Origin of the sequence: Filobacillus milosensis, assembly GCF_004402015.1 — a bacterium.
GTDB classification, from domain to species: Bacteria; Bacillota; Bacilli; order Bacillales; family Alkalibacillaceae; genus Filobacillus; species Filobacillus milosensis.
Window position 1 is genome coordinate 21,666 of record NZ_SOPW01000016.1, and the last position, 14,178, is coordinate 35,843.

The window sequence follows — 14,178 nt, forward strand, 5'->3', positions numbered from 1 at the left end:
ATCTTAAAATCCTACGACAATCGAAATATTTTTTGTGGTTTATTTTTGGGAAAAATAGGTAATATGTAGATTATAGAATGGAGGTTTCAATCATGACTAGACTGACACTCATCATCTGCACCTTTTTACTCGTAACAGCTTGTACAAGCAAGACCTCTGGCGACAATTCTTTAGAAACAAGTAAAGGTGTAGTAGCTAATACTCAATTAGAAGAAAAAGCGCCAATAAGATTAAATGAAGAAGATCGTGTGACATTAGTTGAGAAGCTAGCGATCCCATGGTCTATTGATAAACATGAAGAAACCTTCTATGTTACTGAACGGACGGGTCGATTACTTGAAATTAATGAACGTGGAGAGATAAATGAACAAGAACTTATTCTATCTCATGAGGTATTACCTTATGGCGAGGGTGGTTTATTAGGTTTTGTCTTAGCGCCAGATTTTGAAGAATCAAAACAAGCCTATGTCTATCATACGTATCAACATGACAATCAAATTCTTAATCGTGTTGTGCTATTAGAAAAAAATTATAATCAATGGGAAGAGGTCAATGTCATCATTGAAGGCATACCAGGAGCTCAATACCATAATGGTGGGCGTTTAGAAATTGGGTCAGACAATAAATTGTATGTCACTACGGGGGATGCAATTAATCGAATGCAGGCTCAAAATTTAGACAGTTTAGCTGGTAAAATTCTAAGAGTAAACTTAGATGGGTCCATACCTGAAGATAATCCATTTCGAGGATCTTTTATTTATTCATACGGGCATCGTAACCCACAAGGAATGACTTGGGATGAAAATGGCACCATGTATAGTTCAGAACACGGAAACAGTGCTCATGATGAGATTAACATCATTAAATCTGGTGGTAATTATGGTTGGCCATTAATTGAAGGCGATCAGGAGCGCCAAGGAATGATTAGTCCAATTTACCATACTGGCAACAATACATGGGCCCCATCAGGAATGGATTATTACAATGGCAAGCTATACATTGCAGGGCTTCGAGGTTCAAAAATTATATCTTATGATATAGAGACAGGAAAGGCTGTAACCTCCTACGAAGACAGCGGGCGTATGCGTGATATCTACATCAAAAATGGATATTTATATACCATTACAAGTAACCGCGATGGACGAGGTAATCCTGATGAAAATGACGACCAGTTATTACGATTAAAATTAAAAGGTGAATCATAAATAAAGAGGCGTCTCCAAATGAGGTACGCCTCTCTTTATGTTTATGGCGAGTAAATGGGTAGTAGTGGCGAGAGATCCACCCCGCAGCAGTTGGGTTTAGTTCATTTAAAAAGTCATCCATTCCAACTGGTCGTTGAACGACAAGCACTAAAACTGCAACTTGTTCTGGGTATTTTCTGCATAATATCTTTTATACAAAACGCCTAATGATTGCCCGACAAGAATAGCGAGTTCGTCGATGCCCTTTGAAATTCATTCACTATATTTTTTGGAGACTACTTAAGATCATTCGAATTACGTAGCTTTCCCCACCTCTCAAGGATTGAATTCTTGTACGTCTAAGGGCTGATTTTTTGTGTGATTTTTTTCAGATAATTTTAATAATTTGTTATAATTAAAACACGTACAAAAGAGAGGGGTATCATCATGCGAGAAGTAGTTATTGTAGAAGCTGTGCGAACGCCGGTTGGACGTCGCAAAGGTTTATTAAGTCATATGAGAGCGGATGATTTAGCCGCATTAGCATTAAAAGAAGTGGTGGAAAGAGCTGGTGTCGACCCAAGTCATGTAGAGGATGTCATTATGGGTTGTGTATCTCAAGTTGGAGAGCAAGCTGCAGATATCGGAAGAGTGGCAGCTCTAATTGCGGGATATCCAATTGAGGTTCCTGGTACAACACTTGATCGTCAATGTGGTTCAAGTCAACAAGCGGTACATTTTGCATCACAAGCTATATTAAGTGGCGATATGGATGTCGTTGTTGCAGCAGGGATTGAAAATATGTCGCGTGTTCCAATGTTCTCAAACATGAATGGCGCTTCATTCAGCCCAAAATTAACAGAGAAGTATGAAATGATTAACCAGGGATTATCTGCCGAACGAATTGCTGAAAAATGGGGATATTCGAGAGAGCAACTAGATGAATTTTCTTATGAAAGTCATCAAAAAGCTATTAAAGCTCAAGAAGAAGGACGATTTGAAAAAGAAACGTTCCCAATAGAAGTGACGCTTGAAGATGGATCAACTCAAACGATCACAGCAGATGAAGGTCCACGTCGCGAAACAACGCCTGAAAAATTAGGTGAACTAAACCCTGTTTTTAAAGAAGACGGCGTGATTCACGCGGGAAATGCGAGTCAAATAAGTGATGGTTCGGCAGCGTTATTACTCATGTCGCGAGAAAAAGCTGATGAACTTGGTTTAAAACCTAAATTCAGAATCGTTGCCCGTACTGTTGTAGGTTCAGATCCAACCCTCATGTTAACAGGACCAATTCCAGCAACTGAAAAAGTGCTTAAGAAAGCTGGATTGAAAATTGACGATATTGATTTATTTGAAGTGAATGAGGCATTCGCTCCCGTACCATTAGCTTGGTTAGATGAAACAGGGGCAGACCCTAAGAAGTTAAATGTAAACGGTGGGGCTATCGCGCTTGGCCACCCGTTAGGTGCTAGTGGAGCTAAATTAATGACGACACTAGTCTATGAACTTGAGCGCACTGGTGGACGTTATGGTTTACAAACAATGTGTGAAGGTCATGGAATGGCAAACGCGACAATCATTGAACGAATCGATTAATAGATAGGAGGAATGATCTTGGATATTGAAAAGAAGGTAGGGTTAGTGACTGGAGGAGCATCAGGGTTAGGCGAAGCTACGGTAAGAAACCTTGTTAAAAATGGCGCGAAAGTTGTTATAGCTGATTTACAAGAAGAAAAAGGTCGTGCCTTAGAAGGTGAACTAGGTGCTGAACGGGCTATATTTGTAAAAACTGATGTGACCGATGAAGCAAGTGTTCAAGAAACTTTAAAACAGACAAAAGAAGAATTCGGCCAGTTACATTTGGTCGTAAATTGTGCCGGTATCGGAGCTGCCAAGAAAACAATTAGTAGTAAAGGGGTTCATGATCTAGAATCCTTCCAAAAGGTTATTCAAGTCAACCTTGTAGGAACTTTTAATATGATTCGGTTAGCGGCGGATGTGATGACGTCAAATGAACCGAGCGAAGAAGGCGAGCGTGGAGTTATTATTAATACCGCTTCAGTAGCAGCGTATGAAGGTCAAGTCGGTCAAGCGGCATACAGTGCTTCTAAAGGTGGGATTGTCGGAATGACGATGCCAATTGCTCGTGACTTATCGCCACATGGCATTCGTGTGATGACTATTGCTCCTGGATTGTTTGACACACCACTTTTTGCTTCACTACCGGAAAAAGCGCGTGAAGCTCTTGGTGCGATGACACCATTCCCATCTCGTTTAGGTTATCCAACAGAATATGCGAAGCTTGCTGAAAGCATTATAGAAAACCCAATGTTGAACGGAGAAGTGATCCGACTAGACGGTGCCATTCGTATGCAACCAAAATAAAATGAAGCTGACCGAACGCATCGGTCAGCTTTTTTATATCATAAGTTAAGTTTTTTGATTCTACGAATCGCTACAGGCGGACGCTTTCCGCGGGCACGGCCTCAACTTCCCAAAACTCACTTCCGTTCGTTTTGCGTGATTTTCGGCTCGCGCTGTTCCCGCAGGAGTCGCCGCCTTTCGCTTATTATCAAAAATGCAATCCACTAATCCTTTCTTGAAATAAATCAACTTCTAGCATTAATAGCACACTATATTCTGAATTTAATAACTAAAACATCATAATTAAACCTTCATCATGATCATTGTATCGCAACTCATGACCTCTTGTTCTTCATGGTTTATCACTTGAATATCTAGATTTAGTATCCCTTTAAAGTTATCTAGCTGTTTTTTGCTAGAGACCGTAAAAACTCCTCGTAGTTCATCTCCAGCATAAACCGGTGCACGCCAAACAACTTGATTCATCCCCATCCCACCCAAACAATCACGACCTAAAATATCCTTCTTAATGAATTCAACCCAAACTATTGATAATGTTTGAAAGCCTGAAGCTATGAGCCCACCGAAAGGACCGTCCTTAGCCGCTTCTTCATCTAAATGAAAATATTGAGGGTCATTTTGTTCAGCAAATTGCAGAATTGCTTCCTTAGTCACAACAACCGGCTCAGTTAGAAACGTTTGCCCGACATCAAACTCCTTTAATTTCATCTCTTCACCTCTTGAAATAGGAATAGGAACTCGCATCATGCGAGTTCCCTCATCATTACACCGTTAAGTGATTTTGCAGCTGTTCTCTTAAGTTATTTTTCTGGAATTTACCTACTGAAGTTTTTGGAATTTCATCCATAAAGACAATGTCATCCGGTAACCACCATTTAGCGAATTGCGGTTTAAGAAATTCGAGCAGTTCATCCTTACTTGTAACGACATCAGATTTTAGCACAACTGCTGCTAGTGGACGCTCCTGCCACTCAGGATGAGGAACACCAATAACTGCTGCTTCAAAGACGGCATCGTGAGCCATTAGTGCATTTTCTAAATCGATCGTTGAAATCCATTCCCCACCACTTTTAACTAAATCTTTGGTACGGTCAGCAATTTTAATAACTCCTTCTTCATCAACCGTTACAATATCACCTGTGTGTAACCAACCATCCTGGAAAGCTTCTTCCGTTCGCTCGTCCTTATAATACTCATCGGCAATCCATGGTCCACGAAGAAGCAGTTCACCCATATCTTCACCATTCCACTCTACTTCGCCTTCATCATTGACGACTTTCATTTCAAGACCTGGTACGAGATAACCTTGTTTCGCACGAACTTCTAATCGGTCTTCAGATGATAGATCTTCTTGGTAACTTTTTAGTCGAGAAAGTGTCGCAAGTGGTGTTGTCTCTGTCATACCATAAGCATGGATGAATGGCACATTGTGTTTGGTTTCAAAAGCACGAATCATGCCCATTGGAGCTGCTGAACCACCGCAAAGTACCGCTCGTAATGATGACATATCGTATCTTGCAGCGTTTGCATCTAATTCTTTTAATAAGCCTAACCAAATGGTTGGTACACCAGCCGTAATCGTAACCTTTTCACTTGTAATCAATTCTGCTAATAACTCTGGTGTAAAGGCCGGTCCGGGCATGACTTGTGTTGAACCAAACCAGGTTGAAGCAAAAGGCATCCCCCAGGCATTCACGTGGAACATCGGAACTACCGGCATCACGACATCTGACTCCGAAATGGCTGCTGAATCAGACAATCCTAATGCAAAACTGTGAAGTGTAATGGCACGATGGGTATAAACTACGCCTTTAGGTTTTCCGGTTGTCGCTGAAGTGAAACACATTCCAGCTGGATCATTTTCATCAATATCTTTTGGAAATTCATAATTCGGATTTGCATTGGCAATTAAATCTTCATAGGAGTATAGAGGAGAAAGTTCTGAATCAGGTAGTGAATCATCTGTCATAACAATAATGGCTTCAACTGTTGGAATCTGATCTTTAATGGCTTGTAAAATCGGTAAAAACATTGGATCAACTAACAAAACTTTATCTTCTGCGTGATTAATAATATAAGTAATGTGTTGTGGAGATAGACGAACATTAATGGTGTGTAATACAGCTCCCATTCCAGGAACAGCAAAATAAGTCTCTAAGTGGCGGTGATCATTCCAAGCTAGAGTGGCTACCTTGTCACCACGCTCTACATCGAGTTTTTCTAAAGCACTTGATAATCGTCTTGTTCGTTCACCAATTTCTCGATATGACACACGATGAATTCCCGAGGATGTTCGAGAGACAACCTCTTTCTTAGGGAATAATTTTTCTGCCCGTTCAAGCATCTTGCTGATGAGTAAAGCACCTTCCATCATATTGGACCCTCTCCTTTTTCAATTAAAAGTTTTTATTATTCACCCGTCATTAAACGGGTTATTCACACCTTTAAAATCATGTTGGGTCTTTAGTGGACAATATATCATTTGTATGTTCACCCAGTTTTGCAGTTTGATAGCTTTTATGAACGTATCCATTATGAGGTTGTACAAAAGGTAAACCATTTTCGCAATGAATTAAATCACGTTCATCAATATACTGACTGTTCATTACTTCATCTATTTCAAGGACGGGGAATAGACAGCAATCATGCATCTCACCTAATTCAATCCATTCATTAAAGGTTTTCGTCATAAACAATTGCTTAACATTTTCGGTGACATCTTTATTTTTGAGCTGATTCGGAAAATTTTTTAACCAATCCTGTCGATTAACAGCTTGGCAGAAATTTTGCCAAAACTTATACTCCAGCGCACCTAAAGACATGTACCGACTGTCCTTCGTTTCATAGATTCGGTAATTAGCATAATCTCCATTTAAAACAGGGATTCCGTCTGATAGATTAGCAAATTGATTTAACATCACATGATTCCCCATCATAGAAAAAACGGCATCGGTCATCGCTAAATCAATATATTTCCCTTGCCCGGTACGTTCTTTTAGAAATAAAGCTGCAAGAATCGCTTCACTAGCTGTAATGCCACCTATTAAATCAGCGACCGTATTCGTCGGCAAAATTGGTGTACCGTGCTCATCTTTTAGCTGACTTAACATCCCACTCATTGCCAAATAGTTAATGTCATGACTCCCTTGATTAGAATAGAAGCTATGTTGCCCAAAGCCAGTTAGCGAAAGGTAGACAATCTGCTCATTTACCTTTTTCACATCCTCAAAACCTAACCCGAGTCGATCCATCACTCCAGGACGAAAGCTTTCAACCACGACATCCGCCTTTTTTAAAAGGTTCAGTGCTTGCTCTTGTCCTTTTTCTTCCTTCAGATCAATCACAACGCTTTTTTTGCCACGATTATTCGCAGCATACAAGGTTTTTTGCGCCATGAAGCGAGAGGGGTCTCCTTGAGGAGGCTCAACTTTGATTACTTCAGCCCCCAAATCTGCTAATCGAAGGGTTGCGAAAGGGCCGGGTAAGTATTGGGAAAAATCTATAACTCTAACACCTTGCAACATAACCTACAGCCCCATATTTTTAGCAATGATATTTTTCATAATATCGTTGGTACCTGCATAAATCGACGACACAGGGATGTCTCGATAACGGCGAGCAATCGGATATTCTTCCATATATCCGTAACCCCCATGCAACTGCATACACGTACTGGCGGTTCGCCTCGCCATATCTGTGATCCACCATTTCGCCATTGAGACATCACTCACCACGTTTTCACCATTCATATGGCGCTCGATTACATCGTCTAAGAATGTTCGACCGATTTTAATTTCTGTCGCCATTTCAGCAAGTTTAAATTGAACGTTTTGGAACTTCGAAATTGACTGCCCAAAAGCCCGGCGCTCTTTTACATATTCTGTGGTCATTTTCAGCATTTCTTCTGCAGCTACCTGACCGCTAATTCCAACGGTTAAGCGCTCTTGTTGCAGTTTATCCATTAAGTAATAAAATCCTTTATTTTCTTTACCGATTAGGTTTTCTTTAGGAACCTTTACATCTTCAAAAAAGAGTTCTGCCGTATCTTGAGAGTGCAAACCAATTTTGTCCAGCTTACGACCTCTAGAAAATCCAGGCATATCTTTATCAACTACAAGCAGACTAATTCCTTTATGTGCTGGATTCGCTTGTGGATCTGTTTTAGCGACAACTACAATTAAATCTGCATGAATCCCGTTTGTAATAAACGTTTTTTGACCATTTAATATATAATGATCCCCATCTTTAATTGCAGTTGTTTTCACACCTGCCAAATCAGAACCCGCACCTGGTTCAGTCATCGCAATCGCCGTAATATACTCCCCAGACACACACTTAGGGAGCCAACGTTCTTTTTGTTCCTCTGTTCCAAAAGAATCAAGATATGGAACAACGATATCATTATGTAAGCCTAACCCTACTAAGCCTGTACCTACACGCTCGATCTCTTCATTGAATACAACGGAATAACCAAAGTCCGCATTTAACCCTCCGTATTGTTCATTAACCGATGGACATAGAAACCCGTTTTCTCCCATCTTTGTCCACAATTCACGAGGAATCAACCGGTCCTCTTCCCATTGCTCAAAATATGGTACGACTTCTTTATCCATAAATTTTTTTAGTGATTGACGATATAATTGATGCTCTTCGCTTAAATACCTTGGAGACATTCACATACTCCCCTTTATATGAAATCATCATCTGTTTATTTTTTTAAATTTTCTTAATATTAAAATATCACGATTCTGCTTACTGGTAAAGTGTATGAAATAGCAAACAAAGATAGAATGAAATGCCTTTAATCCAAGTTATATCACCCACTCAATACTTATTAATAATCATAAAGTATAAATATATTAAATAGAGGATGATGCAAAATGCGTCAACACAAAGACGACTGTGAAATCGGCCCATTAAGCCCTGTTCAAAGAAGGAATACGGCCTATCAAGTTAGAGAGAATGCTGCTCTATCAAACTTCAGGAAAGACCCGTTGTTAGAAGAAAATTGTAATCAAGATGAGTGCCATTATCCAAATAAAATAGGTAACTTTTCAAAGGGGTTACCCCATAACGATTTAGGAGTAGTTGATCAGGGTGCCTATGAATCTCTTAATCAAGCTTTAAACTCGGGTAATCGAGATGACTTGGAGAACATCCCGCTAGCAGGTCCTGCAAAACTAGTTAACCCTCAAGCCGCTTATGCTTATTCGCTCGTCGGTCGTGATTCACACCAATATGATATACCTGCTCCTCCATCGATTAACAGTGCAGGTATTGCTAGTGAGATGGCGGAAGTATATTGGCGCGCCATTACACGCGATGTTTCTTTCAATGACTATGAATCTAACAAACTGATTCGATTGGCAGCAGAGGATCTTTCTAGTTTTTCAGAATACAATGGACCAAAAGAAGACGGTCAAGTCACACCTGACACCATTTTTCGTGGCAACAGTGAGGGAGATTTACTAGGGCCGTTGATATCGCAATTCTTGTGGAAGAGTATCCCTTATGGAAGTAATAGAATCACCCAAAAGAATCGAACGACTATAGCAGACCATAACTTTATGACGACTTACAACGAATGGTTACACATTCAAAACGGAGGAACGCCAACTGAGCCAAGCAATTATGATAAAAAGAGTAGATTTATCCGGAACGGCCGTGACCTTGCTGAGTGGGTACACCGAGATTTCAGCTTTCAAAGCTTTTTAAATGCTTGCTTGATTTTGATTGGGTTTGGAAGAGACGCCATTGATCCGAATAATCCGTATTTACACTCAAAAACTCAAATCGGCTTTGCTACTTTTGGAGAACCACAAGTATTAGACTTGGTTACTTCATCGGCAAACATTGCACTAGAAGCTGCATGGTTTCAAAAATGGATCGTCCATCGCCGTTTACGTCCTGAAGCCTACGGTGGGCTCGTTCACAATTATTTGACCAACAAATTGAAGGCTCCCGTTCATCAAGAATTGCTTAACTCTAAGTCATTAAAAATAATCGATAAAGAGTATGACACGTTTCTTTTACCCATGGCATTCCCTGAGGGTTCACCTTTACACCCTGCTTACCCAGCAGGTCATGCGACAATTGCCGGGGCGTGCGTAACAATTCTAAAAGCATTCTTCAATGAGAATTTCCAAATCCCTGACCCAGTTATTTCTTCATCAGACGGTCTTTCTCTTAAACGTTACAAAGGAGCCACATTAACTATCGGAGGGGAACTAAATAAATTAGCTTCAAATATTGCACTAGGTCGTGATTTTGCTGGTGTTCATTGGCGATCGGATGGTATTGAAGGAATCAAATTAGGAGAAAAAGTAGCCATTAGTATTTTAAAAGACCATAGACATTCATTTAACGAAGATTTTAAAGGGTTCACTCTAACCAAATTTAACGGGAAAACAATCACGATTAGTTAATGAATTTAATACAGTATATTTTGTTTCATTAAGTTAAAAATAATACTACTACGTTTCCGGAGGTTTCCTATGGATATTCAAAAACTAAAAGACATTGTCGCATCCCCCACACTCATTCAAGTCAAATACCATGGCGTGCCCGTTTATATTCAAGAAATTGATGAAGACAACGGCACGGCTACCATTTATCCATTAGACAACATGGACCAAGTACAGGAAGTAGACTTAGACGGTTTATACGAAGATGACCCCAACCACACCATGTGATCAAGCGTTAAGCAACGCTTAAGATAACCCTTTAATGATAAAAGGAGGTCTTTGATGGATCGATTACGTGCTGAAGAAATTGCGAGCTCACCCAAGATTTGCAACGTGCAATACAATGGCAAACGAATTTTTATTCAACATGTTGAAGAAGGTAATGATGTTGCTCGCGTTTACTACCTCGACGACCCTGCCAATGAGTTTGAGGTGCAATTATCTAACCTTAGAGAAAAAAAGTAATGTAAAAGGGACTCGTTTAGTTCAAAACGAGTCCCTTTTGCTAGTCATCATCTTTTTGTTTGGACACCATAAATGTCATTGGGTTTTCTTTACCAGATAACAGCTGATGGACATATGATGAGGTTAATTCATAGTTATCTTCTATCTTCTCAGCCAAGTGATGACTTCTTTCATACAAAATGGACCTGAAATTCGTCATTTGACGAGCAACTTTTTCAATTAAGGCTTCTTGGTTTTCTAGTTGATTAACAATTTGTTTTTGTTGTTCATCATAACTTAAGATTTGTTCAGAAATCTGCTGTTGAACTGCAAATATTTCTTTTAATTGTTCAGCCAATTCCTCATTAGAGTCGTCTTGTTTAAGTAATTCTTCAATGATTTGTTGATTGGAATCATGCAGTTTTCTAAGCTCATCCATTAACTGCGCCTTAGCCTGTTGTTCTTGTTTCATCCAATCCTCCACTTTCATCTGTTTTTGATTGATTGAAGAAAAACGTTGTAACGTTTGTTCTTTAAATTTTTCATGACCTGTATGTCGACTCTCAAAGTCATTTAATTTTTGTAGAATATTCTTTTGCGTGTGATCATGACGTTCAGTGAGTTGGTTAAGCATATTATAGGATTGAGTAAGGTTTCGATTAATTATTTGTTGTTTTTTTACCCACTCAGAAAACCGGTCAACCACAACCTGTCGTTGATTTGGTTCTTTTATTTCAGCATTTGAACGATATATATTTGACTGTCCATCATTTATAAATATAGCCAAACTATCACTTCCTTTAGGTCTGCTCTTATAACATATGCAAAAGCCTAAACGATGAGTGCCTGTCTAATGTTGGTTAGTCAAAAGTCCGGGTGAGTTTTAATCAGAATTGAGTTTCTAGTATCTCAATAAAGTTTCTAGTAAACCTTGTAATCTGTCTAGTATTTTTCTTGTTTTGTCGAGTAAATCACTGATTTCTTCTAGTATTCATTCGAGTTTGTCTAGTAAAGTATATGAAGTTTCTAGTAAACGCTAAAAGTTTCTAATAAAAGTTTTAAAAAAGCGAGTACCCAATATGGATACTCGCTTCTTATAAGTTAGGCGTTAACCTGTTTTTTCTTTTTTGTTTTTTCAATCTGCTTACTTCTTAACTGACCGCAAGCGGCGTCAATGTCACTACCTTGTTCCACACGTACACCACAGTTGATGTTGTTCTCCAGTAATGTTTCGTAGAACTTCAGGATGTTTTGCTTACGACTACGTTCATACGGGTGGTCAGCAACTGGGTTGTAAGGAATTAAGTTCACGTATGATAGGTGACGTTTATCCTTTAATAATTCCACTAGCTGCTTGGCTTCCTCCACGTGATCGTTGACATCATCTAATAAAATATATTCAAACGTAATGCGTCGATTTGTTTTTTCTAAATAGTAATCGATGGCCGGCATGAGTTTTTCAAGTGGATATGCACGGTTGATCTTCATAATACGTGTACGAAGCTCATTGTTCGGTGCATGAATCGATAGAGCCAGGTTCACTTGTAAATTCTCATCAGCAAACTGATAAATTTTATCTGCTAGACCACTTGTTGATACGGTAATATGACGCGCACCGATTGATAAACCTTTTTGGTCGTTAACAATTTTTAGGAAATCTAATGTGTTGTCATAGTTATCAAATGGTTCACCAATTCCCATTACAACGATGTGGCTCACACGATCACCATCACCACGAGCATCTAAATCGTGCTGAACATTCATAATCTGTTCAACAATCTCACCACTGGTCAGGTCACGGTTTTTACGTAAAATCCCACTTGCACAGAATGAGCAACCAATGTTACAGCCAACCTGAGTCGTCACACAAACGGATAAGCCATAATCAAAACGCATAAGTACCGTTTCGATATAGTTGCCGTCTTGAAGTTCAAATAGAAACTTCATTGTGCCATCTTTTGACTCTTGTTTTACTGCTTCAGTTAATGTCTGAACCTCATAATTGTCTTCAAGTAACTGAATGGTGTTCTTATTCACATTTTTCATATCGGAAAAAGATTTGACGCGCTTACGATAGAGCCAATCCCACACTTGGTCTGCACGGAATCGTTTTTCTCCATTGTCAACAAGCCAATCCTTTAATTGTTCGTAGGTCAATCCATAAATGGATTCTTTATGCATGTTAAAACCTCTTTCTAATTCAAGAAAATTTATTCGTTCTAAGCCCATAAATTCCCTTGTACTTTTAACCCTTTACCTATACTACTAATTGTAACATGTTATAGCAAGATGTAAGGTCTTCCAACACTTTACTATAACTCAGATCACAGGGATGATTCAACATTTTTTTCACCGTTTAGAGTTCTCCCCTACCTTAGTGCCCTCTGAAAACTTGTCATGCTTGTCTTAAATTCTCATATAGATTAAGTAAATGCGCCTTTAGTGTTTGGCGTCGAATTTTTCATTAAGGAGGGATGAAACATGGTTAACGTAACAACCACTCAGCTGATCCGTTATTTAGTCGGGTTTGTCTTTATTGTATCTGCACTCATGAAAGTAACCGGCAATGGGTTAGGAACGAATTTCGCAAACATGGGTTTCCCATCACCAATTACTATCATGTATCTTGTTGCTATTATTGAAATTATATGCGGCTTGCTTATTTTACTAAACCGTTATGTTAAACTAGCTACTATTCCACTCATGGTGATTGTCATTGGTGCTTTGATTGTGACAAAACTTCCAATGCTTCACGGTGGAATCGTTCATACGTTATTCCAAGCACGCTTAGATATTGTGATGTTAGGGCTTTTATTTTTACTTTATCAACAATATGACGGAAGCAAACTATTCAAGAAATAAGTTTTACCAAATATCAAACACAGACCCGTGTTTTGTAGGATTACCAACTTTCTCTTCGGTTACTTGTTGGGTGTTTGGATTGTACTGATATTTCAACCACCCAACATATAACCCTTGTTTATTCGCCTGTTGTTCTTCCCACATATTGACACCACTTACCCATTCCCCTGTTGTGTCACCAGGTGGACTACCAGGTTTCGGAAAACTTGAACCATTTGCTGCGATGACTGTGCTTTTAGTGAGTTTAACTAATTCCTTTGGAAAGTCACTTGAAGCTACCCGACAACCCGTAAAAATGATTTCACTATCCTCACAAAATTGAACTTCCCCATTTCTGATTAAGCGAGCTAAATCACTTAAATATCTTGCATCATCATGGTCATACAATTGCTTTTTTAAATAGAATCCATTAAGATCTGGCCCACCAATTTTTACGCCGCCTCGATTACCATTTGAATCATAAGGCCACGCGTGTGAGAAGATAATTAATTTCTCGATGCAATCCCGACCATTATTAGAAACCTCTACTAGATGTTCTAATAAATTTTTACCCGATGTCCATTGCCTCGCATTTTCAAGTCCAACCGAATTAACCGCCCAAGACTTAAAAGCCATTTCATCCTTACCGGTAGCCGCCAACGCTAATTTTTTTCTAGCCATTTTTTAATCACCTTTATATATTGATATTAATTATATTTATGCGGGCGATTGACTCATGTTGAATATGAGATTCTATAAGGACTTATCTCCTCTCTATGAGAAAATCTCTGCCTTCTACGAGAATTTAGCTGCTTTCTATGAGGCCTTGTTTTTTTCTATGAGAAAAACTTGGTTTA

General features: G+C 39.1%; 14 protein-coding genes. 7 read left to right on the forward strand and 7 right to left on the reverse strand.

The annotated features are described in order from the left end of the window. The first annotated feature begins 92 nt into the window (after positions 1 to 92). The 3 genes from E3U55_RS13305 to E3U55_RS13315 all read left to right on the forward strand — a co-directional run bounded on the left by E3U55_RS13305 (position 93) and on the right by E3U55_RS13315 (position 3,572). Entirely contained in the window at positions 93 to 1,205 is a 1,113-nt protein-coding gene (locus E3U55_RS13305) for a PQQ-dependent sugar dehydrogenase (RefSeq protein ID WP_134340972.1), read from the forward strand. Positions 1,206 to 1,631: 426 nt separating this feature from the next. Continuing rightward, complete coding sequence (locus tag E3U55_RS13310) at positions 1,632 to 2,783, forward strand: thiolase family protein (RefSeq protein WP_134340973.1); 1,152 nt, start codon at positions 1,632 to 1,634, stop codon at positions 2,781 to 2,783. Positions 2,784 to 2,795: 12 nt separating this feature from the next. Beyond that, entirely contained in the window at positions 2,796 to 3,572 is a 777-nt protein-coding gene (locus E3U55_RS13315) for a 3-hydroxyacyl-CoA dehydrogenase (RefSeq protein ID WP_407644119.1), read from the forward strand. Positions 3,573 to 3,854: 282 nt separating this feature from the next. Here the strand turns inward: E3U55_RS13315 and E3U55_RS13320 are convergent, their stop codons facing one another. The 4 genes from E3U55_RS13320 to E3U55_RS13335 form a co-directional block, all read right to left on the reverse strand. Further along, the gene (locus tag E3U55_RS13320) at positions 3,855 to 4,319 is read right to left on the reverse strand and encodes a MaoC/PaaZ C-terminal domain-containing protein (RefSeq protein WP_134340975.1); all 465 of its coding nucleotides are present in this window, start codon (positions 4,317 to 4,319) and stop codon (positions 3,855 to 3,857) included. Between the two features lie 16 nt (positions 4,320 to 4,335). Beyond that, positions 4,336 to 5,946: a long-chain fatty acid--CoA ligase gene (locus tag E3U55_RS13325; protein WP_134340976.1), complete on the reverse strand. Its 1,611-nt coding sequence runs from the start codon at positions 5,944 to 5,946 to the stop codon at positions 4,336 to 4,338. A gap of 76 nt (positions 5,947 to 6,022) precedes the next feature. Continuing rightward, positions 6,023 to 7,096, reverse strand: coding sequence for a CaiB/BaiF CoA transferase family protein (locus E3U55_RS13330; protein ID WP_134340977.1), 1,074 nt, complete (start codon positions 7,094 to 7,096; stop codon positions 6,023 to 6,025). A gap of 3 nt (positions 7,097 to 7,099) precedes the next feature. After that, positions 7,100 to 8,245: an acyl-CoA dehydrogenase family protein gene (locus E3U55_RS13335; RefSeq protein WP_134340978.1), complete on the reverse strand. Its 1,146-nt coding sequence runs from the start codon at positions 8,243 to 8,245 to the stop codon at positions 7,100 to 7,102. A gap of 207 nt (positions 8,246 to 8,452) precedes the next feature. On the opposite strand from E3U55_RS13335, the gene E3U55_RS13340 reads away from it, so the two are divergent. The 3 genes from E3U55_RS13340 (at position 8,453) to E3U55_RS13350 (ending at position 10,501) form a co-directional block, all read left to right on the forward strand. Continuing rightward, the gene (locus E3U55_RS13340) at positions 8,453 to 9,997 is read left to right on the forward strand and encodes a vanadium-dependent haloperoxidase (RefSeq protein WP_134340979.1); all 1,545 of its coding nucleotides are present in this window, start codon (positions 8,453 to 8,455) and stop codon (positions 9,995 to 9,997) included. Positions 9,998 to 10,066: 69 nt separating this feature from the next. Further along, positions 10,067 to 10,264, forward strand: a complete 198-nt coding sequence (locus E3U55_RS13345; RefSeq protein WP_134340980.1) for an H-type small acid-soluble spore protein — start codon at positions 10,067 to 10,069, stop codon at positions 10,262 to 10,264. A 54-nt stretch (positions 10,265 to 10,318) separates the two neighbouring features. After that, a complete protein-coding gene (locus tag E3U55_RS13350) occupies positions 10,319 to 10,501 on the forward strand; it encodes an H-type small acid-soluble spore protein (RefSeq protein ID WP_134340981.1) in 183 nt (60 codons plus the stop codon). Between the two features lie 40 nt (positions 10,502 to 10,541). Here the strand turns inward: E3U55_RS13350 and E3U55_RS13355 are convergent, their stop codons facing one another. After that, positions 10,542 to 11,267: a coiled-coil domain-containing protein gene (locus E3U55_RS13355; RefSeq protein WP_134340982.1), complete on the reverse strand. Its 726-nt coding sequence runs from the start codon at positions 11,265 to 11,267 to the stop codon at positions 10,542 to 10,544. A gap of 314 nt (positions 11,268 to 11,581) precedes the next feature. After that, positions 11,582 to 12,661 carry a 23S rRNA (adenine(2503)-C(2))-methyltransferase RlmN gene (gene rlmN, locus E3U55_RS13360; protein ID WP_134340983.1) on the reverse strand — a complete coding sequence of 360 codons (1,080 nt, stop codon included), beginning with the start codon at positions 12,659 to 12,661 and terminating at the stop codon, positions 11,582 to 11,584. 300 nt (positions 12,662 to 12,961) lie between these two features. On the opposite strand from rlmN, the gene E3U55_RS13365 reads away from it, so the two are divergent. After that, complete coding sequence (locus E3U55_RS13365; protein ID WP_134340984.1) at positions 12,962 to 13,342, forward strand: DoxX family protein; 381 nt, start codon at positions 12,962 to 12,964, stop codon at positions 13,340 to 13,342. 3 nt (positions 13,343 to 13,345) lie between these two features. Here the strand turns inward: E3U55_RS13365 and E3U55_RS13370 are convergent, their stop codons facing one another. Then, positions 13,346 to 14,002, reverse strand: a complete 657-nt coding sequence (locus E3U55_RS13370; RefSeq protein ID WP_134340985.1) for a hypothetical protein — start codon at positions 14,000 to 14,002, stop codon at positions 13,346 to 13,348. Positions 14,003 to 14,178 lie beyond the last annotated feature (176 nt).